General features: G+C 72.0%; 22 protein-coding genes. 11 read left to right on the forward strand and 11 right to left on the reverse strand.

Annotated features, from left to right (window positions below; all coding sequences use genetic code 11):
• The first annotated feature begins 47 nt into the window (after positions 1 to 47).
• On the forward strand, positions 48 to 2585 hold the full coding sequence (locus MXD62_RS06780) for an alpha-amylase family glycosyl hydrolase (protein WP_248828558.1): 2538 nt from the start codon (positions 48 to 50) through the stop codon (positions 2583 to 2585).
• Positions 2586 to 2602: 17 nt separating this feature from the next.
• Complete coding sequence (locus MXD62_RS06785; RefSeq protein ID WP_248828559.1) at positions 2603 to 3058, forward strand: NUDIX hydrolase; 456 nt, start codon at positions 2603 to 2605, stop codon at positions 3056 to 3058.
• A gap of 43 nt (positions 3059 to 3101) precedes the next feature.
• On the opposite strand, the gene MXD62_RS06790 is transcribed toward MXD62_RS06785, so the two are convergent.
• Complete coding sequence (locus tag MXD62_RS06790) at positions 3102 to 4370, reverse strand: ABC transporter substrate-binding protein (protein ID WP_248828560.1); 1269 nt, start codon at positions 4368 to 4370, stop codon at positions 3102 to 3104.
• 839 nt (positions 4371 to 5209) lie between these two features.
• Positions 5210 to 6181 (reverse strand): alpha/beta fold hydrolase, encoded by a 972-nt coding sequence (locus MXD62_RS06795; protein WP_248828561.1) that lies wholly within the window; start codon positions 6179 to 6181, stop codon positions 5210 to 5212.
• A gap of 144 nt (positions 6182 to 6325) precedes the next feature.
• Between MXD62_RS06795 and MXD62_RS06800 the strand changes: the two genes are divergently transcribed.
• Positions 6326 to 6763, forward strand: coding sequence for a nitroreductase family deazaflavin-dependent oxidoreductase (locus MXD62_RS06800; protein WP_248828562.1), 438 nt, complete (start codon positions 6326 to 6328; stop codon positions 6761 to 6763).
• 79 nt (positions 6764 to 6842) lie between these two features.
• Here the strand turns inward: MXD62_RS06800 and MXD62_RS06805 are convergent, their stop codons facing one another.
• Positions 6843 to 7724, reverse strand: coding sequence for a LysR family transcriptional regulator (locus MXD62_RS06805; RefSeq protein ID WP_248828563.1), 882 nt, complete (start codon positions 7722 to 7724; stop codon positions 6843 to 6845).
• A 514-nt stretch (positions 7725 to 8238) separates the two neighbouring features.
• Between MXD62_RS06805 and MXD62_RS06810 the strand changes: the two genes are divergently transcribed.
• The 4 genes from MXD62_RS06810 to MXD62_RS06825 are packed head-to-tail and all read left to right on the forward strand — an operon-like array spanning position 8239 to position 13685.
• Complete coding sequence (locus tag MXD62_RS06810) at positions 8239 to 9075, forward strand: lysophospholipase (RefSeq protein ID WP_248828564.1); 837 nt, start codon at positions 8239 to 8241, stop codon at positions 9073 to 9075.
• Between the two features lie 58 nt (positions 9076 to 9133).
• Positions 9134 to 10318: an acyl-CoA dehydrogenase family protein gene (locus MXD62_RS06815; protein ID WP_248828565.1), complete on the forward strand. Its 1185-nt coding sequence runs from the start codon at positions 9134 to 9136 to the stop codon at positions 10316 to 10318.
• A 53-nt stretch (positions 10319 to 10371) separates the two neighbouring features.
• Positions 10372 to 12255, forward strand: a complete 1884-nt coding sequence (locus MXD62_RS06820; protein WP_248828566.1) for a rhodanese-like domain-containing protein — start codon at positions 10372 to 10374, stop codon at positions 12253 to 12255.
• A complete protein-coding gene (locus tag MXD62_RS06825; protein ID WP_248828567.1) occupies positions 12252 to 13685 on the forward strand; it encodes an FAD-binding oxidoreductase in 1434 nt (477 codons plus the stop codon). The genes MXD62_RS06820 and MXD62_RS06825 overlap by 4 nt, the downstream gene beginning before the upstream one ends.
• A 104-nt stretch (positions 13686 to 13789) precedes the next feature.
• Here the strand turns inward: MXD62_RS06825 and MXD62_RS06830 are convergent, their stop codons facing one another.
• From MXD62_RS06830 to MXD62_RS06840, 3 genes are read right to left on the reverse strand one after another with little or no spacing between them, the layout of a single operon-like run.
• Positions 13790 to 15157 carry an NtaA/DmoA family FMN-dependent monooxygenase gene (locus MXD62_RS06830; protein WP_248828568.1) on the reverse strand — a complete coding sequence of 456 codons (1368 nt, stop codon included), beginning with the start codon at positions 15155 to 15157 and terminating at the stop codon, positions 13790 to 13792.
• A gap of 28 nt (positions 15158 to 15185) precedes the next feature.
• Entirely contained in the window at positions 15186 to 16382 is a 1197-nt protein-coding gene (locus MXD62_RS06835; RefSeq protein WP_248828569.1) for an LLM class flavin-dependent oxidoreductase, read from the reverse strand.
• A 5-nt stretch (positions 16383 to 16387) separates the two neighbouring features.
• Positions 16388 to 17647 carry an LLM class flavin-dependent oxidoreductase gene (locus MXD62_RS06840; protein WP_248828570.1) on the reverse strand — a complete coding sequence of 420 codons (1260 nt, stop codon included), beginning with the start codon at positions 17645 to 17647 and terminating at the stop codon, positions 16388 to 16390.
• Positions 17648 to 18180: 533 nt separating this feature from the next.
• Between MXD62_RS06840 and MXD62_RS06845 the strand changes: the two genes are divergently transcribed.
• Complete coding sequence (locus MXD62_RS06845) at positions 18181 to 18507, forward strand: hypothetical protein (protein ID WP_248828571.1); 327 nt, start codon at positions 18181 to 18183, stop codon at positions 18505 to 18507.
• A 92-nt stretch (positions 18508 to 18599) separates the two neighbouring features.
• Here MXD62_RS06845 and MXD62_RS06850 read toward each other — a convergent pair whose 3' ends face one another.
• Complete coding sequence (locus tag MXD62_RS06850; protein ID WP_165938603.1) at positions 18600 to 18746, reverse strand: hypothetical protein; 147 nt, start codon at positions 18744 to 18746, stop codon at positions 18600 to 18602.
• A 209-nt stretch (positions 18747 to 18955) separates the two neighbouring features.
• A complete protein-coding gene (gene ddaH / locus MXD62_RS06855) occupies positions 18956 to 19912 on the reverse strand; it encodes a dimethylargininase (protein ID WP_368862325.1) in 957 nt (318 codons plus the stop codon).
• A gap of 82 nt (positions 19913 to 19994) precedes the next feature.
• Here ddaH and MXD62_RS06860 point away from each other — a divergent pair, with 82 nt between their 5' ends.
• The 3 genes from MXD62_RS06860 (at position 19995) to MXD62_RS06870 (ending at position 23053) form a co-directional block, all read left to right on the forward strand.
• Positions 19995 to 20891, forward strand: a complete 897-nt coding sequence (locus MXD62_RS06860) for an alpha/beta fold hydrolase (protein ID WP_248828573.1) — start codon at positions 19995 to 19997, stop codon at positions 20889 to 20891.
• Between the two features lie 93 nt (positions 20892 to 20984).
• A complete protein-coding gene (locus tag MXD62_RS06865) occupies positions 20985 to 22310 on the forward strand; it encodes a DUF427 domain-containing protein (protein WP_248828574.1) in 1326 nt (441 codons plus the stop codon).
• The gene (locus MXD62_RS06870) at positions 22307 to 23053 is read left to right on the forward strand and encodes a DUF427 domain-containing protein (RefSeq protein ID WP_368862326.1); all 747 of its coding nucleotides are present in this window, start codon (positions 22307 to 22309) and stop codon (positions 23051 to 23053) included. Before MXD62_RS06865 ends, MXD62_RS06870 begins: the two co-directional genes overlap by 4 nt.
• Before the next feature lie 250 nt (positions 23054 to 23303).
• Here MXD62_RS06870 and MXD62_RS06875 read toward each other — a convergent pair whose 3' ends face one another.
• From MXD62_RS06875 to MXD62_RS06885, 3 genes are all read right to left on the reverse strand, one after another.
• On the reverse strand, positions 23304 to 24134 hold the full coding sequence (locus MXD62_RS06875; RefSeq protein ID WP_248828576.1) for a crotonase/enoyl-CoA hydratase family protein: 831 nt from the start codon (positions 24132 to 24134) through the stop codon (positions 23304 to 23306).
• 78 nt (positions 24135 to 24212) lie between these two features.
• Complete coding sequence (locus MXD62_RS06880; protein ID WP_071065561.1) at positions 24213 to 25259, reverse strand: DUF2889 domain-containing protein; 1047 nt, start codon at positions 25257 to 25259, stop codon at positions 24213 to 24215.
• Between the two features lie 84 nt (positions 25260 to 25343).
• Positions 25344 to 26351 carry an LLM class F420-dependent oxidoreductase gene (locus tag MXD62_RS06885; protein WP_248828577.1) on the reverse strand — a complete coding sequence of 336 codons (1008 nt, stop codon included), beginning with the start codon at positions 26349 to 26351 and terminating at the stop codon, positions 25344 to 25346.
• Between the last annotated feature and the right edge of the window lie 55 nt (positions 26352 to 26406).

Below are 26406 nucleotides of genomic sequence, written 5' to 3' on the forward strand. Positions count from 1 at the left end.
GACATGGCAGGCCGCGAGCGCCGGCCGAGGTCTACCGATGGGACGACGTGACGACAGAGCATGGCGCCGACCGGCATGTGGGCCCGTCACCCGCCACCGGCGCCGTCCGCGTGGACGTCGTCTACCACACCGGCGTCGGCCGGCGGATCACGAACGGGGCCCGGCTGGTCGGGAGCTGGGACGAGCACGGGCTGCAGGCGGGGAGCTGGTCGTCCACGCCGATGGAGGAGTTCACCGCCGAGGACGGCTGCGCCGCCTACTGGGCCACCGTCACGGTGGACGCGAGCGTCTCCCGGACCTTCGACTGGGGCGTCTGGCTGACCCGTCCCGACGGCTCGCAGGTGTGGGGGATCCCCGCCGAGGTCCCGGATCCCGGGGCGACGGAGCAGGTCCGGCGGTTCGAGGTCGGCCCGGGGTGCGGGCCGGTGGTGCGCGCGGAGTTCCGCCTGGCCGCCCACCGGCACAACGGCGCCCGGCGCGTCCTGCCCATCGGCTCGAGAGACCCGGTCAGCACGGGCGGCGGCTCAGGCACCGCCGTCAGCTCGGACGCCCGGGAACGGATCCGGTTCCGGGTCTGGGCGCCGCACGCGCTCGCCGTCGAGGTGGCCTTCGCCGGGCCCGGCGGCTACATCGCCGACGACGGCCACGGTGAGGACGAGCTGATCACCAGGCTGCCGATGCGCCAGGTCGGCGGCGGCTGGTGGGAGGCGGCCGCACCCGGCTTCGCCGACTGGGTCGGACGGCGCTACCTCTACCGCGTCACCCGCGACGACGGGTCCGTCGCCTGGCGCTCGGACATGTACTCGGCGCAGCAGTGCGGCACCGGGGACGTCGACCCCTGCGGCGCCCACCACGACGGCCCGGCCGAGGACCTTGACGGCTCGGTGAGCTGCTCGGTCGTCGTCGACACCCGGGACGACGAGCGGTTCTGGACCGACGAGTTCGACCCGGCCCGGCCCGTCCCCCGGCGGGTCGAGGACCTGGTCATCTACGAGCTACACGTGGGCGCGCTGGGCTTCGGGCACACCGGGGCCGGCACGTTCGCCGACGCGCTCGCGTTCGTCGACCACCTCACCGACCTCGGGGTGAACGCCGTCGAGCTGCTGCCCATGTTCGAGTTCGCCGGGACGAGGTCCTGGGGTTACGGCAGCTCGCACTTCCTGGCGGTGAAGCAGAGCGCGGGCGGGCGGGCGGCGCTGCGCCGGTTCGTGCGGGCCTGCCACCAGCGGGGCGTGGCCGTCCTGATGGACGTCGTCTACAACCACTACACGCCGAACGCGCAGCGTTCCGCGTGGCAGTACGACAGCACCGCGCCGAGCCGCAACATCTACTACTGGTACGAGGGCGCCGAGGACGACCACCCGCACCCGGACGGCGGATACCTCGACAACGTCTCCTCGGGCTGGGCGCCGCGCTACTCCGACGAGAACGTACGTGCGCTGTTCGTCGCGAGCGCGGTGGCGCTGCTCGACGAGTTCCACATCGACGGGCTGCGGGTGGACCAGACGACGTCCATCCACGCCTACAACAGCCTGCACGCCGACGGGCGGCCCGTTGCGGCGGCGAACATCGCCGGCCGCAAGTTCCTGCGGGAGCTGTGCCAGACGCTGCGCCTGGTCGACCCGGACGTGATCCTCATCGCCGAGGACCACTCCGGCTGGGCGGAGGTCACCCGCCCCGCCGAGTCCGGCGGCCTCGGCTTCGACGCCCACTGGTACGTCGACTTCTACCACCACCTCGTCGGCGACAAGGGCGAGGGACCGGAGTACGCCAAGCTGCTGCACACCGCGGGGCGCGACCCCGCCGGCCCGCTGGCCATGAGCCTGTTCGCCAAGGCGTTCACCGCCGCCGCGGACCGCACGGTCGTCTACACCGAAAGCCACGACGAGGCCGGCAACTCCGAGCACTCGGCCCGCAACATCCTCGTCGCCGTCGACCACGCGCCGCTGCACGGGGACACGGCCTGGTTCGCGTTCGCGCGGCTGCGCTGCGCCGCGGCGCTGACCCTGCTTTCGCCCGGCACGCCGATGTTCCTCATGGGCGACGAGGTGGGAGCCCGGCGGGCCTACACCCACGACGGGTTCGCCGAGGCCAAGGAGGACCTCGCCGGGCTGCGCGCGGGCGAGGGCGCCGAGCTGTTCGCCTGCTATCGGGCGCTCGTCACGCTGCGGCTGGGCAGCCCGGCGCTGCGCTCGCGCGCGGTCGAACTGGTCGGCGCCGACGACACCGCGCGGGTGCTGGCGTTCCGCCGCTGGGACCGCGGCGAGGAGATCCTGGTCGTGGTCAGCCTGAACAACGATCCGCTGCCCAGGTTCGGGCTGTCGCATCCGTCGCTGGCCGGCCGGCGGTGGAAGCCGGTGCTGGACACCGACGCGCCACGGTTCGGCGGACGGGCGGGCGGCTCGCGCCGGTCGCTGTCCCCACGGGGCGACAGCGTGCGGGTCGATCTGCCGGCCGCCGGTGCCGTGGTGTTCCGCCGCCGCCGCCGCCGGCGCGGCGCCGGCCTGGCCGACGGGCCGTCGGACGTCCCGGCCCGCCCCCGCCGCCTGCGCCTGCCCGGCGTGCGCCGACGAGGCGGGCGCTGACGAGGCAAGCTTGGGCGATGGAACGCTTTGTCTTCTGCTCGCGCGGCTGCGAGCACTGGGGCGCGCTCGGCGCCGCGGGAGTACTGCTGCGTGCCGCCGCCGACGGCGATCCGCGTTACCTGCTCGTACTGCGCCATCCCCGGTCGCACCAGGGCGGCACCTGGGCACTGCCCGGCGGGGCGCTGCATCCCGGGGAGTCCGCCCTGGCCGGGGCGCTGCGGGAGGCCGAGGAGGAGCTCGGGCCGCTGCCCGCCGGCGTCTCCCGTGAGGCCGTCCCGGCCCACGAGTACGTCGACGACCACGGCGAGTGGTCCTACACGACGCTGGTCCTGAACGTGGTGGACACGTTCGAGCCGGCGGCCGCCAACTGGGAGACCGCCGGCTGGCGCTGGGTGTCGGCGAGCCAGGCGCTCACGCTGCCGCTACTCCCGGCGCTACGCGCCGCCTGGGCCGCACTGACCGGAACGAGCTGACCGGCAGGGGCTCACCGGCAGGGGCTCACCGTCGCCGCGGGAGTCACCGCCCCCGGGCTGGCACGGACGCCCCGGCGCCTCCCTGGGCCGCGCCGCTGATCACCTGGCCGCACAGCGGCTTCGCGCCGACGGGCTCGAAGGCGTTCCCGGCGGCGGAGACCCGGACGAAGTCCGTGCACAGGTCGACCGTGCGCCTGCCGGCGGACAGGTCGACCGGCTGGTTGAGCAGCCCGCCCCCGTCGTAGTCGGTCACCCCACGCAGCCCGCGGATGTACGACTCGCGGGTGGGGCAGCCCTGCTGCGCCTGCAGGCCCCGCAGGAACAGGTCCGCGGTGATGTAGCCGTAGATGGAGCTCAGCTGCGTCGGCGGCTGGATCTCCGGCGCGTAGGTGGTCATCGCGGCCAGGTAGGCGCGGTGCGCGGGCAGGTTCCGCTCGATCGCGCTGAAGCCCACGGTCGAGTAGGTGCCGGCCAGAGCACGCGCGATCGGCGTGTTGAGCAGGTGCGCGTCGTAGGTGATGGGCGAGAGCGCCACCTTGAACGGCCTGTTCGCCGCGGCCGCCGCCGTCACCGCGCCGGAGTAGAGGTCGAGCGAGGCGAGCGAGATCAGCGTGTCGGCGCCGCTGCCGACGATCCGCTGCACGGCCTCCGGTGAGCTCGCCGTGGCGTTCGTGTCCGCGAAGACGACCGGGATGCCGGCGGCCTCCAGGCTCCGGCGGGCGTTCTGGGCGTACATGACCGAAGACTCGGTGATCGTCGTCGTGATGAGGGCCGCGCGGGTGCCGCCCTGGGCCCGGACGAAATCCCCGAGAGTGCTGGTCGCGTCGGTGTCGTCGACCTGATACGCGAGCGGGAACATGTTGTCGTTGTCGCCCCACGCGGCCTGGTCCGCGACGCCCACCACCGGAATTCCCTTGTCATGCAACAGCGGCGTGGACTGTTCGGAATGCGCGGTGTACTCGAGAACCGCGAACACATTCTCGCGGAGAAGCTCGCGGGCCGCCTGCAGGTTGCCGGCGGAGTCGAACTCGTCGTCCCGCCAGATCGTCGAGATCTGCCGGCCACCGACGCCACCGGCGGCGTTCGCCTCGGCGAACCGGGCCTCGACGCCGAACCGGTAGCCGGTGAACTGTGCCGAGAGCACACCGGTGTCCGGGTAGACAATACCGACGTTGACCTCGTCGTCCGTGACTCCGGGAGCGCAGGGCGACGCCGCCGCGTCCACGCCGGAGGACTCGCTGGAGCCGCAGGCCGCCGCCAGGGCGGCCGTCACGAGCGCCGCGGCGAGCAACCTCGTACGAAATACCAGCACAAAGCCACCTTCCAGATTCCACGACATTCGGCGACATGGCGACAATCGGTGGCCGCATGCCCAGGCACGCCCGCGCCGCCCACAGGCGGCTGAACCGGGTCACTCGTGTTCCGGCGACAACCATGCCGCCGCCGATCAACACCCGAAACAGGTATCGATCAGGACGAAGCACCGATCCGGAACGCAAAGGCCGAACGGATGACATGGCGAACATACCGACCACTGGACTGCCCCCGGACGGGCCTGGCCGCCTAGCCGACCGGCCGGCTAGGTGACCTACCGAAGCACACCGGAGCAAGGTGGCCGACACACAGCGGGAAGCGATGAACCAACTTCGTCAGGACAATTTATGGCCAACCATAGCTCTTGATGAATCTATCCACGCGAACCAGGAGGCCTTACGTAGTCAAAGACTACATACGAACAATGATCACATCTTCTCGACCCCCCGACGGTCACGTTCCGTGACAGATGCGAGGAGGACACCGGCCGCACACGGGCGCGCGACTCAGAGCCTGTCACCGTTGTGTCTGCACACCAGCACATCCCGCCAAACTTCCCGCCACGCCTCCGCGCGGGCCGATGGTAACCCGCCGTGCCATCCGGAAGATCCGATGATTGTCTCTCCGTTGCTTCAAAGCGGTCGAGACAGTGATCGCTACAGGTCACCGGGCCCGACTCGAGGCGCTGATTACCAGCCGCCACAGGGGAAGATGCGACCGGCATCACGTCACCGGGCCCGGCGGCGCCGGGCGGAACAGCCGGGGCGATGGGAGAAAACCCACACGACAACCCCTCGGCCGGCCAGACCCGATCCTCGGCCCGTCAGTTCCGCGGCTTCACGCCACTGCTTTCCGCGCGCCGCCGCCGGCGTCCCGCGTCTGCTCCCACCATCCCGTCAGGAGCTCGGCTGTCCCGGCCGCGTCCTCGAGCTGGGGCAGGTGCCCGCAGCCGGCGACGACCGCCAGCCGCCAGTCGGGACGCAGGCCGGCGGCGTCCCGGGCCAGCGCCACCGGGATGAGCCGGTCGTCCGACCCGTGCACGAGCAGCGTCGGGACGTCCACCTGGCGGATCAGCCGCCGCAGCGGGCCGCCGCGGACGACCCGGCGCACCACGGACCGGGCGGCGGCGACATAGGCGCGCTCGACCCCGTCCATGCCCGCCCGCTCGTGGCCGAGGTCGACCAGTGCCTCGACCGCGACGGACGGGATCCGGGCGGGATCCGTCGTGCAGAGGCGCAGGGTCTGGGCCACGATGCCGGCAGGGCCGACCCGGGCGCGGCGCCGGGCGAGCGCCCACGCCCCGAGTCCCGGGAGGACCACGGCGGCGAACGACGCGACGACCAGCGGCTCCGGCCAGCCGCCGCGGCGCAGCGGCAGCGCGGGATCCAGCAGGACCAGCCCGCACACCGACTCCGGGCGACGGACCGCCTGCAGCATGCTGATCAGACCGCCCATCGAGTTCCCGACGAGGATCACCGGCTCCCCCACGACCTCGGCCAGGAAGCGGTCCAGCAGGAGGTGGTTCGCCGACACGTCGGCACCGCGGTTGCCGAGCGGGGTGCGGCCGTGGCCGGCGAGGTCGGGCGCGAGCACGCGGGACGTCGAGGCGAGCAGGGGTGCCAGCGCGAGCCAGTTGGTGTACGACCCGCCGAGGCCGTGGACGCACACCACCGGCGGGCTCCCGCCGATGGTTCCGGGCGCGCCGAACTCCGCGTAGTGCACGGGGCCGTCCAGGTCGACCCACTTCGAGACCATGCCAGCCTCGCCGCTCGCGCCCGCGTTTTCACCTGTGCCCGTGCTGTCGCTCATGCCTCGGCAAGCCCCCATGCTCGATCACCGGTCGGAACGACGTTAGGCGCCTCGTGCGCCGTCCGGACCCGGAACCGGCATCGCCGGTGGACGACACCCGCCGCCTCGGGCATGGCGCCGGGCCCACTGGTGTTGACTCGCGGCATGCCTCTCATTGGTGAATACGAACCGAGCCCGGCCGAATGGGTCCGCAAGCAGGTCGAGGAGTACGAGAGCTCCGGCGGGACCAAGGGCACCGAGCTGCGCGGTGTGCCCGTGGTCATCGTCACCACCCTGGGCGCGAAGTCGGGCAAGATCCGAAAGAGCCCGGTGATGCGGGTCGAGCACGACGGCCGCTATGCCATCATCGCCTCGCTCGGCGGTGCGCCCAAGCATCCCGTCTGGTATCACAACGTCCTCGCCCACCCCCGGGTCGAGCTACGGGACGGCACGGTCAGCCAGGACATGATCGCCCGCGAGGTGACCGGTGACGAGAAGGCGCTGTGGTGGGAACGCGCCATAGCGGTCTGGCCCGATTATGCGGACTACCAGAAAAAGACCGACCGGGTGATCCCCGTCTTCGTTCTGGAACCGGTTTCCTAGCAGTCGCTTCCACCACCCCGGCCCCTCTACCTGGCGGATTCGCCATCCCGCTGCGACCGTGAGCGGCCCGCGGGGGTGGTCAGGCGGGGGCGCGGCCGGCGGCGAGGGTGCATGCGACCGCGTCGGCGATGAGGCTGGCCAGCCGTGGGGAGGCTCCGCGGCGTAGCCGGACCTGCATGGGCTCGGGGTCGACCGCGGGAAGGTCAGCCCGCCGCTCGAGACCCTGCGGCGGCGGGCCGACGTCCGCCAGCAGGGCGACTCCGACGCCGGCCCGCGCCGCGTGCAGGACCCCGGCCAGGTAGCCGGACTCGCCGACGACCGACGCGACCCGGCCGGCGCGGGCGAGGGTCGTCAGGGCCTGGGTGCGGATCGTGCACGGGTCGTCGACCGCGACCAGGGGCAGCGGGCGGTCCGGCGGCGGGACGAGCCAGCCGGGGGCCGAGTACCACGCGAGCGGGAGCAGCCCGGCCGGGCGCCCCGCGGGGCTGCCGCCCGTCCCGACCAGGACGGCGACGTCCAGCGTGCCGCGGTCGAGGGCGTGGGCGAGCCGGGCGCCGCGGTCGAGGCGGAACCTGACCTCGACGTCCGGGAACTGCTCGGTGAGCACGGCCATCACCCGGGGGATCAGGTGGTCGGCGGCGTGCTCGGTCGAGCCGACGGTGATCAGGCGCTGTAGGACGGACGCACCCACTCCAAGCAGCTCCAGCGCGTCGTCGTGGGTGGCGAGGATGCGCCGCCCGGCGGAGAGCAGCAGCTCGCCGTCGGGGGTGAACCGGGAGCCGCGGCCGACCAGCTCGACCAGGGGGCGGCCCACCACCTTCTCCAGCCGGCGCACGTGCTGGCTCACCGCCGACTGGGAGATGCACAACGCCTCGGCCGCGCGGCGGAATCCACCGCAGTCGGCGATGGCCACGAGACTGCGCAGCGCCGTCAGATCCAGCGTGTTGGACACGGCAGCCATTCTATGTGATCTATCATGTTTTGCGATCGGTTTGATCGCTCGGGGCGGCTTTACACTGCCCGATTTTCCAACCATCCTGATGCACATGCTGGGGAATGTGGGCGGGAGCGCGCCGGGACGAGCGAGTGCCACCGGCCGACACCCGGCAGGCGTCGCGGCAGCGCCGCGGGTCCTCACCCGCCGACGTTTCGTCGACTACGGAACCCTCGCCTCGGCCTGCTGTCGCGCTCACTGACCGGCCGCGCGTCCGCGCCGCGCCGGTCGGGACGGCGGCAGACCGGGGCCGGTCCCGGCGGGCCGGTTCCTGCCTCTCGGCCCGGCACCGAGGCCCCGCGGCCGCCCGGCCCCGGCCGCCCGACGTACCTCTCGGGGCACAGGCCGGCGCCCCGGTATCCACCCCGCGCCGTCAGATCCGGCTGCGTGGGCGGGGCATGCCCCAACTCACCACGCCACGCGCCGCCCGCGGATCGACGTCCGTGGCGGCCACCCGACCGCACACGACAGGACTTCAGCGATGACCTCCTTCCAAGCCGTCCAGGACGCCCCGGCCAACGCGGTGGCCGGGTGGGACAACCCGCAGCCCGTGGCCCCGCGCGGCACGGTGATCCTGGTCGCCGGCCGCGGCGAGCACCCTGGTGTCTACGAGCGGTTCGGCACCCGGATCGCGGCCGACGGGTACAAGGTCAGGGTGGTCGCCGACGCGACCAGCGACGAGGACGGGGCCCGGGCCCGCGTCCGCGAGCTGCTCGACGACCCGGACCTGCCCGGCCCGCGGGTGCTCGCCGGCTCCGACGCCGGTGCCGCGTTCGTCGCGGCCCTCGCCGCGACCGGAACCGGCGCGCGCAACGAGGTCGACGGCGTCATCCTGGCCGGCCTGCCCACCGCCGGCGAGCCGGCGGACAGCAGCGCCGGGGACAGCGCGCCGGTCCGGGCGGACTCCTGGGAGAACGAGCTGGCCGAGCGCACCGCCTGCCCCACCCACCAGTCGCGGCTGAGCAACGACCCGCGGGTTCGGCGCGGCGCGCTGCTGGACCCGGTGCCCGCCGGCTGGCTCGCCGCCGCCGACCTGGGCCTGGTAAGGGTGCCGGTGCTCGCCGTCCACGGTGAAGCCGACCTGGTCAGCCCGGTGCGGGCGGCCCGGGCGAGCGTCGCGAAGGCGCCGTCCGCGGAGTTCGTGACCATCGCCGGCGGCCGACACGACGCGCTCAACGACGCCACGCACCGCACCGCCGCGGCCGTCATCGTCCTGTTCCTCGAGCGGCTTCGGGCCCTTCCTCCGGCGGAGAGTGGCCCGGCCGGGCTCGCCGCCCCGGCCGCCGCGCTCCCCCGGATCGCCGAGTGGACGAGCTGAGCATGATGACTCCCACGTCCACGCCGATGATGCCCGTCCCGCGCCGCGGAGGAACGCCATGACCGTCGAGCTCGGTACGACGACGCCGACCGTCGACGCGCGGTCGGCCCTCCCGCCGGTGGACGTTACCGACGACGCCCTCGCCACGGTGACCGCCCAGCTCGCCGCCACCGCGGAGGAACACGACCGCTCGGCCGAGTTCCCCTGGCGGGGCCTGCGGGTGGTCCACGACGCGGGCCTGCTGCGCCTCGGCATCGCCCCGCGCTACGGCGGCGCCGACCTGAGCGCCGTCGACAGCATCCGGGTGTTCGGGGCGTTGGGGCAGGGCGACCCGTCCGTCGCCCTGATCACCGCGATGACCGTGTTCCAGCACGTCCTGCAGAGCAAGGACCCGTGGTGGCCCGACGAGCTCTACCGCACGGTCGTCCGCGGCTCCCTCGAGCGGCCGGTGCTGGTCAACGCGATCCGCGCCGAGCACGAGCTGGGCGCGCCGGCCCGCGGCGGGCTGCCGGCCACGACGATCCGGCGGACGGCGTCCGGCTGGGTCCTCAACGGGCACAAGGCGTACGCGACAGGCTCGGAAGGGCTGAGCTACCACCTGGTGTGGGCGGCGACCGAGGACGCCGATCCACTTCAGGGCCACGCGATCGTCCCCGGGGACTCCCCCGGGATCAGGATCGTGCGCACCTGGGACCATCTCGGGCTGCGGGCCAGCAGCACCCACGACGCGATCTACACCGACGTGGAGATCCCGGCCGAGAACTTCCAGGGGGCGCCGGCGTCGGAGCACCGGGGCGACGCGGCGTTCGCCGGCGTGGCGCTGGGAGCGTCCGCCCTGTACGTCGGGGTCGCCCGGGCCGCGCGGGACTTCTTCGCCCGGTTCGCCCAGGAGCGCGTCCCGACCGGGCTGGGACGTCCGATCGCCACCACCGAGCGCATCCAGGCCGTGGCCGGGGAGATCGAGGCCCAGCTCGTCCTGGCCGAGGAGCTCGCCTTCGGGCTGGGCCGCCGCATCGACGCCGGTGAGTCGATTCCCCCGCAGCGTCTGGTGCTCGCGAAGCCGCTCATCGTCCGGGCCGCCGTCACGGCGGTGCAGACGGCCGTCGCCGCGATCGGAAATCCCGGGCTGACCAGGCACAACCCGCTCGAGCGCCACCTTCGGGACGTGCTGTGCGCCCGGGTCCACCCGCCGCAGGAGGACACCGCGCTGCTGGTGGCCGGCCGCCGCGCGCTCGGCCTCTGAGAGCAGGCACTCGCCACGTGATCCCGGCCGCCCAAACAATCTACGGAGACCGCATGACCGCCAGATACGTGATCATCGGAGCGGGTGCCGTCGGGGGGACCGTCGCCGCCCAGCTGCACGATGCCGGTGTCGACGTCGTCCTCGTCGCCCGCGGGGCGAACCTGGCGGCGCTGCGCGCCGACGGCCTGCGCTACCTCCGTCCCGACGCCGACCGTCCCGACTGGGACCGGCGCCTCCCCCTGCCGGTGGCCGGCGGCCCCGACGAGGTCGACCTGCGCCCCGGCGACGTGCTGGTGCTCTCCGCCAAGTCCCAGGACACCGAGGCGCTCGTCGCCCAGTGGGCGTGGCGGCCGGTGCACCCGGGCGGCACCGCCGCCGAACAGCTGCCGATCCTGCTGCTGCAGAACGGGGTGGAGAACGCCCGGGCCGCGCTGCGCCGGTTCGACACCGTCATCGACGCGGTCGTGATCATCCCGTCATCCCATTCGACGCCCGGAACGGTGGTCTCGCCGGGCGCCCCGCTGGCGGGCGCCTTCTACCTGGGACGTGCCCCGCGCGGCGAGAGCGAGGCGGCCGAGCGGATCGCCGCCGACCTGCGGCGCGCGCAGTTCGCGGTGAAGGTCGTTCCGGATGTCGAACGGTGGAAGGTCGGCAAGCTGCTCGGGAACCTCGCCTACAACCTCGACGCCGTCTACCCGCCCAGCGCGGCCCGCGACCGGCTCGGCGCGGCGCTGGTCACCGAGGCCCGCACGGTGCTGGCCGCCGCCGGGGTCGAGGTGACCGACGTGCTCACCGGCGACACCGGTCTCGACCTGTCCGGCCTGGTCCTGCACGACATCCCCGGCCACTCCCGCCAGGGCAGCTCGACGTGGCAGAGCCTGGCCCGCGGCGCCACGGTCGAGTCCGACTTCCTCAACGGCGAGATCGCGCTCCTCGCCCGCCTGCACGGGACGTCCGCGCCGCTGAACGCGGGCGTTCAGCGGCGCATCGCCCTCGCCGCTCTGGGCGGGTCGAGCCCCGGCGGCCTCGGCGAGGACGACCTCACCGCCCTGCTCGCGTCCGCGTCACCCGCCGACGGCGACAGTCTCCGTGAGGTGCTCGTCGACGCCAAGCGGCTGCACGACCTAGTGGCGACGGGGCCGGCGCCGGTGCTGCTCGACGTCCGCTGGGCGCTCGGCGACCCGCACGGGCGGGAGCACTACCTGGCCGGTCACCTCCCGGGCGCCGTCTACGTCGACCTGGACACCGAGCTGGCCGCCGCGCCGGGCGGGACCGCGGGGCGCCACCCGCTGCCCGCCGTCGAGGACCTGCAGCGGGCGGCCCGACGCTGGGGTGTGTCGGCCGGCCGGCCCGTCGTCGTGTACGACGACAACGGCGGGCTGGCCGCCGCGCGGGCCTGGTGGCTGCTGCGCTGGGCAGGCCTCTCGGACGTCCGCATCCTCGACGGTGCGCTCGGTGCCTGGCGCGAGGCCGGGTTCCCGCTCGCCACCGGCGACGTCGTCCCCGCCCCGGGCGACGTGGTGCTCAGTGCCGGTCACCTGCCCACCCTCGACGCGGACGGCGCGGCCCGAACCGCCCGCGACGGCGTGCTGCTGGACGCGCGCGCCGCGGAGCGCTTCCGCGGCGAGGTGGAGCCGGTCGACCCGCGCGCGGGCCACATCCCCGGGGCGGTCAGCGCGCCCACCGGCGACAACCTGGACGAACACGGCCGTTTCCTCACCCCGGACCGGCTGCGGGAGCGCTTCGCCGCCCTCGGGACGTCCGCCGGCGGCCAGCCGGTCGGTGGCCAGCCCGTCGGCGTGTACTGCGGCTCCGGGGTGACCGCCGCGCACGAGATCGCGGCCCTGGCCACCGCCGGCATCGAGGCCGCGCTCTACCCGGGCTCGTGGTCGGCCTGGTCCGCCGACCCGCAGCGCCCCGCCGCCACCGGGTCATGACCGGCGGGACGGCGGGCGCGGCGGCCGCGGGCGCGGGCGCGGCGTTCGCCTCGGCGCTGCCGGCCGGGCGGTGGAGCCAGGACGGCGCGGTCGTCGACGCCCACCGGCTCGACCGCTCCGGGTGGCGGCCGCCGGGGCGTCCCCTCGGCGTGGCGTTCGCCGGCGGCGTCGACGACGTGCGGGCCGTCCTGCGCACGGCGCTCGCGTCGGGCACCCCGGTGACGGTCCGGGGCGCCGGGACGGGGCTGGCCGGCGGCGCGGCCGCCCCGGACGGCGCGGTGATCCTCGACGTCAGCAGCATGAACCGCATCCGCGAGCTGTCGGTGCCCGATGCCGTCGCCGTCGTCGAGCCCGGGGTGATCACCGACGATCTCGACCGGGCCGCCCGGGAGGTCGGGCTGAGCTACTCCCCCGACCCGGCCAGCTCGGCGATCTCCACGATCGGCGGGAACATCGCGACCAACGCGGGTGGCCTGCGGTGCGCCAAGTACGGCGTGACCCGGGAGTCCGTGCTCGGCCTCGACGTGGTCCTCGCTGACGGGGAGCTGGTCAGCACCGGGCGGCGCACTGTGAAGGGCGTCGCCGGCTACGACCTGACCGGCCTGTTCGTCGGTTCGGAGGGCACCCTCGGCGTCGTCGTCGGCGCGACGCTGCGGCTGCGGCCGGCGCCGCGGCGAACGGTCACCCTCGCTGCCTTCTTCGACTCCTTCGGCGCCGCGGTGGACGCGGTCACCGCGATCATGGCCACCGGAATCGTGGTGGCCATGGCGGAGCTGCTCGACGGGCCGACCGTGCGGGCCGTGGACGCGGCGACCGGCGGCGATCTCGCCGACGCCGGCCAGGCCCTCCTGCTCGTCCAGACCGACGGCGCCGGAGCCGACGACGAGGCCGACGCCGTCGAGGCGGTGCTGCGCGGGCCGGCCCGCGCCGTGCGCCGCGCGGCGGACCCGGCGGCCGCGGCCGAACTGCTCGCGGCCCGCCGGGCGGCCCTGCCGTCCCTCGAACGGATCGGCCGGGTTCTGATCGAGGACATCGCCGTGCCCCGCTCCCAGCTGGCGCGGGCGGCAGCGCGGATCACCGAGATCAGCGCCGCCACCGGTGTACGGATCTTCACTATCGCGCACGCGGCCGACGGAAACCTGCACCCGATCATCGTCGTGAACGGCTCCGACAGGCTGAACGGAACTGACGGCACCGACGGGCCGGACAGGGCCGCCGACGAGATCCCCGCCGACGTCTGGAAGGCTGCCGACCTCATCTTCCAGACCGCGCTGGACCTGGGCGGCACAGTCACCGGTGAGCACGGGATCGGCGCCCTCAAGCGTCGCTGGCTCGGCGCGGAGCTCGGGACGGCGAACCACTCCCTGCAGCAGCGTCTGCGGCACCTGTTCGACCCGACCGGGATCCTGTCCCCCGGCCGCGGCCTGTGACCGGGTCCAGCCGGGTCAGGTAGATCTCCGAGATCAGCAGTCAGGAGACCGGGCCGAGCCCGGCGAATCGCGAACGAGCCGATGTACACGCCGTGAGGAAGGCCTCAGACCGCGTGAACCGGCCATCCTGGTACCGGGGCGAGACCGAGATGGTCACGCAGCGTCGTCCCCGTGTAGTCGGCCCGGAACACGCCACGTTCCTGGAGCAGCGGGACGACCGTGTCCGCGAACTCGTCCAGGCCGGCGGGGGTGATGTGCGGGACGAGGATGAACCCGTCCGCCGCGCGGGCCTGTACGAACCGGTTGATCGTGTCCGCGACGGTCGCCGGGCTGCCGACGAACGCCTGCCGCCCGGTGACCTCGATGACCAGCTCGCGGGTGGTGAGCTTCCCCGCCTCGGCGATCTCGCGCCAGCGGCGGGCGGTGGCCAGCCGGTCCTCGTACATCCGCACGCTCGCCCTGCCCTGGGCGACGGTGTTCTCCCCGGGTACGGGGTCGACCTCGGGCAGCGGCCCGTCCGGATCGTGGTCACCGAGGTCGCGGTTCCACACCTGCTCGAGGAACTGGATCGCGGTGGCGCCGCTGACCTGCTGGCGGCGGACCTCCTCGGCCCGCTCCCGCGCCTGCGCGTCGGTGTCGCCTAGGACGAACGTCGCCGCCGGCAGGACGAGGAGATCCTCGGGCGCACGGCCGTAGCGGGCGAGGCGGCGCTTGACGTCCGCGTGGAACGCCTGCCCGGCGTCGAACGTGCTGTGCCGACTGAAGATCGCGTCGGCGGACCGGGCGGCGAACTCCCGGCCCGCGTCGGAGTCACCGGCCTGGAAGATCACCGGCCGGCCCTGCGGGCTGCGGGGCACCGTGAACTGCCCGCTGATGTCGAAATGGGCGTCGTGGTGCTCGAACGCCCCCGCCTTGGCATCGGCCAGGAAGACGCCGGACTCCTTGTCCGCGACGATCTCGTCCCCCCGCCAGGAGTCGAACAGCTCGCTGGCCGTCCGCAGGAACAGCTCGGCGCGCTCGTAGCGCTGCTCCTCGGCCAGGAAGCCACCGCGGCGGAAGTTCTCCCCGGTGAACGCGTCCCAGGAGGTGACGACGTTCCACGCGGCGCGCCCGTCGGAGAGATGGTCGAGACTGGCGAACTGGCGGGCCACCTCGTACGGCTCGTTGAACGTCGAGTTGATGGTCCCGGCCAGGCCCAGCCGGTCGGTCACCGCCGCCAGCGCCGCGAGCACGGTGAACGTGTCTGGACGCCCGACGACGTCCAGGTCATGGATGCGCCCGCGCTGCTCCCGCAGCCGCAGCCCCTCCGCCAGGAACAGGAAGTCGAACTTCGCCCGTTCCGCCGTCCGGGCGAAATGGACGAACGACTCGAACGCGATGTGGCTGCCCGAACGCGGGTCGCTCCACACGGTCGTGTTGTTCACGCCCGGGAAGTGCGCGGCGAGGTGGATCTGCCTGGTCGGGCTGCTCATCCGGTTCCTCCCGGTCGGGACGGACGCGTCAGGTTGCGGCGGGTTCGGGTGGGGCGGCGGCGTAGCGGTTGGCCGCCCGGGGGAACCCGAGCAGGCCGCGCAGCGTGCCCGCGCCGTACTCGGGCGGAACCAGGCCACGACGCCGGAGCTCCGGCACCAGCCCGCGGGTGATCGCGGTCAGATCGGTGGGAACCCCCGCCGGGCGCAGCTGAAATCCGTCGATACCCGCCCCCGCCCACTCCTCGAGGACGTCGGCGAGGCCGGCCGGCGTGCCGGCGAAGACGGCGGCATCCGACCGGAACTCCCGGCCCGCGAGCTCGTCCAGGCGGCCCCTGCGCGCGGCGGCCCGGCCCTCAGCGTCGTCGAGGAACACCACCAGGTCGGCGAACACCCGCAGGGACTCCGCGAGCCGCCCGGCCGCGGCCTGCTCGGCCCGCAGGTCGCGCAGGATCCGCGCCGCGTCGGCGGCGTCGCGCGGTGTCACGTGGACGAGGTCCACCGAACCCGCGGCGAAACGGTACGGGACGGCCGCGTGCGCGAGCGCGGTGACCAGCGGCTGCCCCTGCGGCGGGCGCGGCACGATCGACGGCCCCCGCACGCTGAACCACCGGCCCGCGAAGTCGATGTGGTGCAGCTTGTCGCGGTCGATGAACCGCCCCGTGGCCACGTCGCGGATCTCGGCGTCGTCCTCCCAGCTGTCCCACAGCCGGCGCATGACCTCGACGTAGTCCGCGGCCTCGTCGAACAGGTCCGCGGGCCGCGCCGGCGGCAGGTCACGACGGCCGAAGTGGGCGGCCTCGTCCCGCCCCGCGCGGACCCTGACCCGCACCCCGGCCCGCCCGGAGCTGGCATGGTCGAGAGTGGCGACGGCCTTGGCCACGTGGAACGGCTCGGTGTGCGTCACGACCACCGTCGGGACGAGGCCGATGGCCCGCGTGCGCGGCGCGGCGCGGGCCGCCACCAGGACAGCGTCAAGCCGGCCGCGGACCTCGTCGACCCGGCCGTCCGGGCCGTCATACCGGGACGACTGCAGCGCCAGCGTGTCCTCGATCGTCACGAAGTCGAGCCGGCCACGCTCGGCCTCCTGGACGAGCTCCGTCCAGTAACGGCCGGAGAACAGCTCGCGGGGACGGGCGTCGGGCTCCCGCCACGCGGCGGGGTGCCAGCCGCAGCCGTCGAGCGCGACGGCGAGCCGCAGCTCGCCCGGGGCGGTGGGACCGGTCATCGATGTCAGCCCACCGCGCTCGACCGGGACCAGGCCTCGGCGAGCAGCTCGTAGGAACGCACGCGATCGGCGTGATCGTGGGTGATCGTGGTGATCAGCAGCTCGTCGGCGCCGGTGGCGTCCCGCAGGACCCGCAGCCCCCGCACGACCGTCTCGGGCGACCCGACGAACTGGGTGTCCACCCGGTCGGCGACCAGCGCCCGCTCGGCGTCGCTCAGCCCGCGCGCCGCCACCTCCCCGGGGCTCGGGTACGGGATGGCGCCACCACCCGCGCGGATGCTGGCCACCCACGGACCGTAGCCGCTGGCGAGCCGGCGGGCGGTCTCGTCGTCCGGCGCGACGACGACGTCGGCGGAGACCATCACCCGCGGCTCGTTCAGCACGCCGGGCCGGAACGCGGCCCGGTACGCCGCGATCGTCTCGAGCACCGTGGACGGGACGATGTGGTAATTCGCGCCGAGCGGCAGGCCGAGGGCCGCGGCCGTGAGCGCGCTCCCGCCCGCGGTCGCCGCCAGGATCCAGATCTCCAGATCTGCGCCCTCCGCGGCCGGCGCGGACAGCGCCGTACCGTCAGGCGCACGGTAGGTACCACCGACGAACGCCTGGATGTCGCGGACCAGCGCGGTGTAGTCCTCCTCGGGTCCGTCCCGGAAACCGACCAGCCGCAACTGCCGGCCGAGGCGCTCCACGTCGAAGGTGACCGCCGGTGGCTCAGGGAGGAGCAGGCCGTCGACCACCCGCGCCGAGGGTCGAGGCGGCGACTGCGCTGTCCCGTTCAGGGGCTGCGCTGTCCCGTTCAGAGGCTGCGCTGTCCCGTTCAGAGGCTGCGCTGTCCCGTTCGGAGGCTGCGCTGTGCCGTTCGGAGGCTGCGCTGTGCCGTTCGGCGTGGGCTTGGCGGCCCGGTCGACCAAGCGGCCCAGATTGGATCGACCAAGCCCCAGGTCGACCCGCCCGGGGTGAAGGTGCGCGATCGTGCCGAACTGCTCGGCGACGACCACCGCCGTGTCATGCCCGGTCTGGACCGCCCCGGAGCCGACCCTGATCCTCTCCGTCGCCGCTGCGACCAGGGCGATCAGAACGGCGGGTGCGGCGGAGGCGACCCCCGGGGTCAGGTGATGCTCGGCGAGCCAGTAGCGGGCGTAGCCGAACCGCTCGGCCTGCCGGGCCAGATCGAGCGTGTTGCGCAGCGCGTCGGCCGCCGAGGATCCCGAGGGGAGGGGGGCCAGGTCGAGCACCGACAGCGGGACTGAGCCTGCTGGGGGCATGGGAGCCACCACCCTTCGACCACCGCCAGTAACCCCACTTTGTTCAGTTAATTAGTGAAGATATGGCTGTCGCCGCACGCTGTCCAGCCCCCTGACCACTCTGCCGGCCCGCGTTCCGCCCGGATCGTTCAGCTGGGACCGTTCCGCCCGGGCAGTTTCGCCCGCGCCGGTCGGTGCGCGGGATCGCGCCGGGTTCGCCCGCCCGCCGCCCCATCCGCGACCGGCGCTCCCACGACTGGCGCTCGTACGACCGACGCTCCCGCGATCGGCGGCGAGCGGCAATGCCGACACGCGCGCCCGCGCCGCAACAAAGCCGTCGAACATCCCGCGACCCGCCGACCAGACCGCAGAATCCGAACTATTTCGAACAGCTCGAAATTCAGGATTCGCCCGACGGAGATGGACGCCACACCCACCCTGCCACCAGCCCACATAATTAGTCCTCGGCTTTGCCTGGAAGCGCTTCTGAGGTAGCGTCATGGGCGCCGCCTAGCGGGAAATAAAAAGCCCGACCGAAAGGAGTCTCCCGAACCATGGAGCAGCAGCAGGCACAGCAGGTGGAGCAGCAGCTTCGGCAGAACTGGCGCCAGATCCGCTACCGCATCCTGGACCAGTTCGGTCAGGTGAGCACCGCCGACCTGGACGCGTCGACCAGCGTCAACGACCTCGTTGCGCGGATCGCGGACAAGACGAACCACAGCGAGCGGTACGTCGAGAACCGTATCCAGGAGCTTGTCGGAGCCGGCTCGGCCCTGGGCGGCGCCTCGCGCGACCGGCTCGGTTCCAGCCAGTACAACCAGTTCAGCCAGGGCGGCCAGGGCGGCCAGCAGCAGGGCCAGCCGTTCGGGGCGCAGCAGTGACCCGATGAGGTCTCACCGGACGGCGTCACCTGCCCGGTAGGGCGGAAACACCGTCCGGCGTAGCCGGGTTCCGGTCGCTTCGGAGCAGCCGCTCAGACGGCGGCGGCGAGGAGCGACCGGAAATCCAGCAACTCGTCGATCAGATCGGTCACCACCGGATCCCGCGGAAGCCGGTTCAGCTCGACCAGCATTGCATCTGTTTCTTCTATGGTCGGCAGGCCGTCCACGGCCGCGACCATCGTAACAATTTTAGTCATAGGTTGTCCGACGTCGTCCCGATGATTCGCTCCAGAGTGGTTCATGCCGCGATAGAAAGTACCTCCACAGCGCATCAGGCGAAAGTCGTCCTGATTGCCACGCCCGGCGCGCCCACGGAACGTGCATGATCTTCGCCGAAACGGCGCGGCGGTCTCGCTTGGTGAGCACTCCCGAGCGCAGTCGGCCAGGCTCAGCCGGCCGGACGCAGTTCCAGCGTGCAGCATTTCGCGCCGCCGCCACCCCGCCGGATCTCATCCGTGGCCACGCCGACCGGGATGAATCCATGGTCACGCAGAGTGCTCGCGAACCCGACAGCATCGGCCGAGATCACCACGTGCAGCCCATCACTGACCGCGTTCAGCGCGAACGCGACCGCCTCCCGCTCGGACACCGTGAGAGCCCCCGGAAACGTCTCCCGGAGCAGGGCGTTGCTACGCGCGCTGAATGCCGCCGGGTAGTACGCGACAAGGTCCTCGGTGAGGACACAGAGCGCGGTGTCGAGATGGTAGAAACGCGGATCGACCAGCTCCAGGGTCAGCACCCTGCGGCCGAGAACGCCCGCCACCTCGGCGTGCGCACGTGGCTCGGTACGGAAACCCGTCCCGGCCAGGACAACGCCGCCGACCGGCAGGAAGTCTCCTTCACCCTCGTTGACGTACGACGGGGCGTGCACCCGCCGCATTCCAGCCCCGCGGAACCAGTCGAGGTAGTGGTCAGCCTCGGCCCGCCGCTGCGGGTACCGGAAACGCGCCCCGACCGCGACGCCGTCGACGACCAGGCCGCCGTTGGCCGCGTAGACCATGTCCGGTAGCCCGGGAACCGGCTCGACCAACTCGACCTGGTGACCCAGCCCCAGATACACGGCCCGCAGCGCCTCCCACTGGGCGTGTACCCGGGCGAGGTCCGTCGGTACCTCGGGGCGCATCCACGGGTTGATGGCATAGGTGACGTCGAAGTACTCCGGTGGACACATGAGGTACCTGCGGGCAGAGGCTCGACGCGAGACAGTCGAATCTCCCGGGGCAGCGTCCACGCACCCCAGGATGCCAGCCCGCCACCGCAGGCTCCGCGGACGAGACAACCGCGGAATCACGGGAACATCGGACGGACACGGATCGTCGGTCTGGCAGGACTTCGTCCGTGCCATGCGCAGGCCCTCCGGGGCCGGACGCGGCGTCCTCACCCGAGTCCATTGTCAACGAACGTCGTCTAGCGAACGGGGGCCACCGATGCCGTACTTCGACCTCGGGGTCGAGACCAGGCTGTTCTTCACCGATGATCCGGCCCGGGACGGGACCGCGATCCTCGGTGAGAGCCCAGGCCCGGTGAGCCTGAACGGGACGAGAGCGCCCAGCGCACCCCCGCCCCTGGTGCTCGTCCACGGCTGGTGTTGCGACTCGCACGACTGGAACTTCCAGATCCCAGCCTTCCTCCGGCGCCACCGCGTGATCGCCGTCGATCTGCGTGGCCACGGTCGGTCCACCGGTTCGAAGGGGCTGCGGCCACGGATCCTGGCCGCCGACATCGCGGCCCTGCTTCGTGAGTTGGGGGTGACCGCGAGCAACCGCGGGGTGGTCGCCGTCGGACACTCGCTGGGCGCGATGGTCGCCAGTGCGCTGGCCGTGGAACATCCCGATCTCGTCCGCGCCGTCGTCGCGGTGGAGCCCGCCTACGGCCTGCCCGAAGCGGACGTCGAGAGATCCGCACGGTCGCTGGCGAACCTCGGCGAGCCGGGCGGGGTCGAGCGCCTGCTGAGGTATCTCGCGGCGCTGGCTGGCCCCGACGCCCCCGAGCACCTGACGACCTGGCACCGACGACGCGCGCTGGGCGTACCCGTCGACGTGGCCCAGGCGGCCTTCGCCGGCATGTGGCTGGACGTCGACCAGTTCGGCCGCCGGGAGCAGAGCGACGACTACCTGGCCAAGCGGACCTGCCCCGTGCTGTCCGTGTACGGGGAACGGCGCGCCGACCAGGCAGAATGGGAAAGCGGCTTGTCCGCGGGCCCGTCCGACGAGGTTCACGTGCTGCCGGGCGGCCACTGGCTGCATCAGGAGCACCCCGAGGTGTTCAACTCACTGGTCCTCGGGTGGCTGACCCGCCTGTCCTCGACGGCGGGCACCCACTGAACGGCCACCGACGGCTCGAAACAGTCGGGTCCGATGTCCCTCGACTCCGGATTCCTCGTCCCAACCCCGGGCACAGTGTTAGCTTCCTGTGACGTGCAGCCTGTAACGGCCGACGCGACGTCGGCAAGCGATCCGGCCTTAACTCGGCAGCCATGCCTCTACCCGGCCCGAGCGTGGTGGGGTGACACCCTGGTCGCGGAGTCGACAGCCGCCGTCCGGGTGCAGGAACCGGGACAGGTCCCCGTCCTTTACTTTCCACGCTCCGACATCCGGTTCGACTCCTTCGGAGACGAGGGCCGGACGGTGTCGTGTCCGGTGAAGGGCACGGCGCGCCTGTGGTCCCTCGAGGGGAAGGTCGACGCCGACTCCGTCGACTGGCACGACCCCGCCAGCACGACGACGGTCGACGGCCGGGACGCGCTGTGGGCCTTCACCCAGCCGGCTTCCGGCCTGGAGTGGCTGACCGACTTCGCCGCCTTCGACCACGACCGGGTCCGGGTGGAGATCGTCGACGAGCTCCCCGGCGAGCAGCCCCGCGACAGCACGATCAAACGCTTCCCCACCTGGGGCGACGCCTCAGATCTCATCGACATCATGAATGTCCGCCAGGCCGGCGACCGCAGATACGTCAGCGTGGCCCTTGCTGATCCCCGGCGGCCTGTCGTCGAAGGCAGCCAGATGCTCGGGCAGGCCGTGGTGGCCGGCGGCCGCCACGCGCCCGGGCGGCGGGTTGTCTCGGCGCACATGGTGTTCTACCGGGCAGCGGACGCGCGCGAACCGCTCGAGTTCGAGGTGGACGAGCTCAGCTCCGGCCGGAGCTTCACAACGCTGGCAGTACACGTCTCCCAGCGCGGAAAACGGCGCGCCAGCGGCACCCTGCTGCTCGATGTCACCGCACCGGACGTCGTCCGCCACTCCGCGGCCCCGCCGCCATCCGCGGGCCCTTACGACAGCAAGCCCTACGACATGTCCGTGACAGGACGCGACATCCGCATGGTCGACGCGGCGTACACCGACGACCCGGCCGCGCCCGTGGGTCCTCCGGTCATCGACACATGGGTCCGGTTCCGCACGGTGCCGGACGACCCGTGCCTACAGGCCGGGCTGCTCGCCCAGTTCACCGGGCACATCTCCATCGCCGCCGCCCTACGCCCGCATGAGGGGGTCGGCCAGAACCAGGCCCATCGCACGCTGTCGATGGGGATCAACGCGATTGGCATCTCCTTTCACTCCAATGTCCGGGCCGACCACTGGATGCGCTATCACCACCTGTCGACCTTCGCCGGCGACGGAATGACCCATTCCGAATGCCGGGTCTACGACGAGGCCGATGCACTGATCTCGTCGTTCACCGTCGACGCCATGCTGCGGGGCTTCAGGAATGACGGGCGCGCGGTCGACGACAGGACCGCACTGTGAGTCTCACGACCGGACGAGGCCCCCTGTCCACGCGGCCGGCCGGCCGCTTCAGCGCGCCTCTCCCGGCACCGCTCGTCTACGTCGAGCCCTTCCAACGTCGGGTACGCGGCCGTTCCGACGGTCGGACCGTGGTCGACAGCGAGCGAGTGCTGCTGGTTCACGCACCGGGACAACCTCCGACCTATGCGTTCCCCTCCGAGGATGTCCAGGCGGCTGTGGCAGCCGAACCCGAGCCCGCCGTCGCAGGACACGTACGGGTTCCATGGGACGCTGTCGACGAATGGTGGGAGGAAGAGGAACGGATGCTCGGGCATCCGCGCAACCCCTACCACCGGGTCGACTGCCTTCGCTCGACTCGGCGCCTGCGCGTCGAGGTCGGCGACGCGGTCCTCGTCGACACCTCGGACACCGTTGCCCTGTACGAGTCCGCGCTCGCACCACGGCTGTACGTTCGCCGCCAGCAGGTCGACATGGGACTTCTCCGCCCGAGCACGACGACGACCTACTGCCCCTACAAGGGAGCCGCGTCCTACTGGTCGGCGATCGTCGGGGACGTCGTCGTGGAGGACGTCGCCTGGTCGTACGAAGATCCGCTCCCCGAGAGTATCCCGATCTCCGGCCTGCTGAGCTTCGACGGATCGCGTGTGACGGTGAAGCACGATCTACCCACCCCGACCCGCGCCTTCGAGGACCTCGAGCCGCAGCCGGACGGACCGACCTGCAGTAACGGCGGACGGTGCTGACCGGGTAAGTCGCCGTTCCCAGCAGCTGGGGTGCATCGCGGCTGGGCCGCCATCGGCCGACCCAGCCGCGATCACCGCGCGGCCACCCAGGGCACGATCTACGGGATGGCCGGAGTGCGGATGTACACATCCAAAACCAACCGGCCCGACGACAGGGACAACTTACCCTCCTGAGGCGAACCACGAGGAGGGATTCGGTCTCGTGCAGGACGGGATTCGACAGGACACTCGGATTCGGACGACGGCGCCGTCAGATATCCGAGGTCGACGGGAGATCCGGGTAGCTCGGGCCGCGCTTCTCCATCCGGGCCTGAATCGACTCGGTAACGTCTACTGGCTGGAGTGCCCCAGCCTGCCAGGTTGCCGTGTGTGCCAGGGCGTCGGCGACGGGGTGATCGCGCGAGTAGAGCAGCATCTCCTTGCTCCCCCAGACCGCCATTGGGCTGTTGGCGGCAATTTCCTCCGCAACCTCGCGCACGCCGCGCAGCATCGCTTCCTGATCCGGGTAGACCTCGTTCACCAGGCCGACGGCGAGCGCACGGTCGGCGGGAAGTCGACGACCGGTGTAGACGAGCTCACGCGCAACTCCGTCCGGAATTATCTTGGGGAGTCGCTGCAGTGTGCCGAGATCGGCGGTAATTCCGATCTTTGTCTCCTGAACAACGAAAAACGCGTCCGCGGTGGCATAACGCATGTCGCAGGCCGTCACAAGGTCGAGGCCGCCCCCGACACAACCGCCCTGCACCGCCGCGAGAACGGGGAAGCGCGCCCGTTCCAGCGCAGTGAGAGCGCCCTGCATGCGAAGAATAAGCGAGCGGCGGGCCATGTTGACACGAGCCGGCTCTCCGTCCGGAAAAAGCTCCGTGCCGCCGAAGACATTCAGGTCCAGGCCCGCGGTGAAGTGTCGACCGGTCGACGAGATCACGAGCACCCGGACGCCTCCGTCCTGGTCAATCTTCGAAACGGCCAGGGGGAGATCTCGCCAGAAATCTGGTTGAAGTGTGTTGAGTTCTTCCGGCCTGGAGAGAACGAGCCACGCGACCTTGTCGACCACGTCTATCTCGAAACTGCGGCTACCCACGAAAGTCTCCCGAAGAAACTGTGTCCCGTCCGAATCCGTCCACCTTCTCCCATCGACACACTCGCCGCAAGATCACGCCTACGGTGCCGAGCGCCCTGGCAGCATGGCCGCCAGGGCAGGGACATCGCCGAGCGATCGCAGTGTGTCGTTCAGGTGCGTGCAGGTGGACGTACCGCGGAAGGTTGTGCCCACGACCTGCCGGACGTCTGCGGCTGCGGCGCCAGCCAGCCGGGCGGCGCTCGCGGCCGCGCTCGGGCACTCGACCCACGGCAGCGCGCGCGGAGTCGACTCGATCTCGGTGAACGTCATTGTCTCCGGGTCGAGCAGCGCGTTCACCGTGTACTCGTGGATGACGGCCTCAGGTCCACTGTCGGACTGGTAGCTGTCCCGGAAAAGCACGTCCACCTGCAGTGCGTCGACGCCGGCGGGCAGCAGGTCAAGGCGGCGGGCCCGCCGCATGCCGTGCGGAGGCAGTCCGGTCAGCGCATGCCATGCCATCGGATCATCGGGCACCAGCAGGGACGGCGCCCGTGGGCCGGTGACCATGGGTGGGCCGTTCCCGTCCTCGATCGAGTTGATGATCGTCGCGCCGCGCGCCCAGCCTGCGCATTGATCGGCCTGCGCCAGCATGATCCGTCCATCGCCGTGAACGAGGCCCATGCGAGCTGTCGCGTAGCCGGAGACGAGCGAGGTCACCGGGGCGTCGTCGAACAACGCGGCAAGCAGCGGATGGGTGGCCCGGAGCTCCGGCACGATCTCGGCCAGGTGACGACGGAAGCCGGATGTGGAGCTCACGCCGATGAGGCCGGCCAGCTCGGGGACCTCTGGAGCGGTCTCGACGCGCAGGATTTCGCGACGGCTCTGGAAGGCGATCTCGAAGCGGAACATCGCCTCGGCGATCACGGAGGCGGCGCCCTCGGGGCCGGTGGCCAGGTCCCGACCGCGGCCGATCAGGATCAGGTTTCCGGTCGGGCCGTCCGGGCGGAGCGAGTCGAGTGTGATCGTTCGCCGCACCGAACCGGGACGGCGCGGGGGGCTGCCTGCGGTCGGCTCGTGTATGCCGCGTCGCGGGTGCAGCGGCGGCTCCGCAGGCGGTGGGGGCACAAGCTCCCAGTTCGAGGCCATCCTCATCCCCCTTTGTCACTCGGGGCTCGCCCAGGAGGACACCTGGCGACGGCTACCCATTCCCGCTGGGGCGTGCCGGGCGGGTCACCGGGCCGCGTCGAGCACCGCGGGCCAGTGCGCCGGGTCGGAGCCGCCCGAGTCGTAGAGCGTTGTCCGGGCGTAGACGCCGCCGATCTTCTCGCCGAGTGCGCGGCCGACCTCCTCGGGGGTGCCTACGACGGAGAACTCGGCCATCATCTCGTCGGTCACCAGGCCGGTCATGTCATCCCAGCGGCCCTGCTTGGAGAGGGCCGTCAACTCGGGCTGCACCTCGCCCCAGCCGTGCATGTCGAAGACGGCGCGGTAGGCGGGGGTGGAGCCGTAGAAGGCGATCTGCTTCTTGGTGGCGGCCACCGCGCGGTCCATCTCCTGCGCGGTCCGGCCGATGGTGACGAAGGAAGGCCCGCAGATCGTGAAGCCCTCCAGGTCGGTCTTGCCGGCCTTGGCCCGGCCGCGCAGCAGCGCGGGAATCGTCACCTCCTCGACGTAGCGCATGGTGCTGAAGGGATGGACGAGGAACCCGTCCGCGACCTCGCCGGCGACCTCGGTCATGCCGGGTCCCACCCCGGCGAGGTAGATCGGGGGCGGGCCGAAGGAGTGCGGCTTGGGGGTGAAGAACGGGGTCATGAGCGTGTGGGTGTAGAAATCGCCGCGGAAGTCCAGCTTTGCGCCGTTCTGCCAGCAGTCCCAGATTGCCCGGATCGCCAGGATGAGCTCACGCATGCGGGCAGCGGGGTGCGACCACGGCATCGAGAAGCGCTTCTCGATGTGCGGCTTGATCTGTGATCCGAGGCCGAGGACAAACCGGCCCTCGCTGTACTGCGCCAGGTCGTATCCCAGATTCGCCAGTGTCATCGGCGTGCGGGCAAACGCGATCGCGATCGATGTCCCGACCGTCAGGGAACTGGTCGCGGTCGCGGCCTGAAGACACTGCATGAACGGGTCGTGCCGGGTCTCCCCGACCCAGGCGCCGGCGTACCCCTCCTTCTCGACGCGGGCGGCAGTGGTCGAGGTCGAGGCGATGTCGTCAGACAGAGTGAAATCGATCTTCATCGCGTCTCCTCGTTGCAGTCCCGGGCATGCCGCCGGCCATCAGGTTGGTGCCAGC

The sequence above is a fragment of the Frankia sp. Mgl5 genome (genome assembly GCF_023242985.1).
Lineage (GTDB): Bacteria > Actinomycetota > Actinomycetes > Frankiales > Frankiaceae > Parafrankia > Parafrankia soli.

Bases quoted from the DNA above. Each gene is read 5' to 3' on its own strand.
- MXD62_RS06785 (WP_248828559.1), top strand. From the start codon at position 2,603: ATGGAACGCTTTGTCTTCTGCTCGCGCGGCTGCGAGCACTGGGGCGCG.
- MXD62_RS06795 (WP_248828561.1), bottom strand. From the start codon at position 6,181: ATGAGCGACAGCACGGGCACAGGTGAAAACGCGGGCGCGAGCGGCGAG.
- MXD62_RS06800 (WP_248828562.1), top strand. From the start codon at position 6,326: ATGCCTCTCATTGGTGAATACGAACCGAGCCCGGCCGAATGGGTCCGC.
- MXD62_RS06805 (WP_248828563.1), bottom strand. From the start codon at position 7,724: ATGGCTGCCGTGTCCAACACGCTGGATCTGACGGCGCTGCGCAGTCTC.
- MXD62_RS06810 (WP_248828564.1), top strand. From the start codon at position 8,239: ATGACCTCCTTCCAAGCCGTCCAGGACGCCCCGGCCAACGCGGTGGCC.
- MXD62_RS06815 (WP_248828565.1), top strand. From the start codon at position 9,134: ATGACCGTCGAGCTCGGTACGACGACGCCGACCGTCGACGCGCGGTCG.
- MXD62_RS06820 (WP_248828566.1), top strand. From the start codon at position 10,372: ATGACCGCCAGATACGTGATCATCGGAGCGGGTGCCGTCGGGGGGACC.
- MXD62_RS06825 (WP_248828567.1), top strand. From the start codon at position 12,252: ATGACCGGCGGGACGGCGGGCGCGGCGGCCGCGGGCGCGGGCGCGGCG.
- MXD62_RS06830 (WP_248828568.1), bottom strand. From the start codon at position 15,157: ATGAGCAGCCCGACCAGGCAGATCCACCTCGCCGCGCACTTCCCGGGC.
- MXD62_RS06835 (WP_248828569.1), bottom strand. From the start codon at position 16,382: ATGACCGGTCCCACCGCCCCGGGCGAGCTGCGGCTCGCCGTCGCGCTC.
- MXD62_RS06840 (WP_248828570.1), bottom strand. From the start codon at position 17,647: ATGCCCCCAGCAGGCTCAGTCCCGCTGTCGGTGCTCGACCTGGCCCCC.
- MXD62_RS06845 (WP_248828571.1), top strand. From the start codon at position 18,181: ATGGAGCAGCAGCAGGCACAGCAGGTGGAGCAGCAGCTTCGGCAGAAC.
- MXD62_RS06850 (WP_165938603.1), bottom strand. From the start codon at position 18,746: ATGGTCGCGGCCGTGGACGGCCTGCCGACCATAGAAGAAACAGATGCA.
- ddaH (WP_368862325.1), bottom strand. From the start codon at position 19,912: ATGGCACGGACGAAGTCCTGCCAGACCGACGATCCGTGTCCGTCCGAT.
- MXD62_RS06860 (WP_248828573.1), top strand. From the start codon at position 19,995: ATGCCGTACTTCGACCTCGGGGTCGAGACCAGGCTGTTCTTCACCGAT.
- MXD62_RS06880 (WP_071065561.1), bottom strand. From the start codon at position 25,259: ATGGCCTCGAACTGGGAGCTTGTGCCCCCACCGCCTGCGGAGCCGCCG.
- MXD62_RS06885 (WP_248828577.1), bottom strand. From the start codon at position 26,351: ATGAAGATCGATTTCACTCTGTCTGACGACATCGCCTCGACCTCGACC.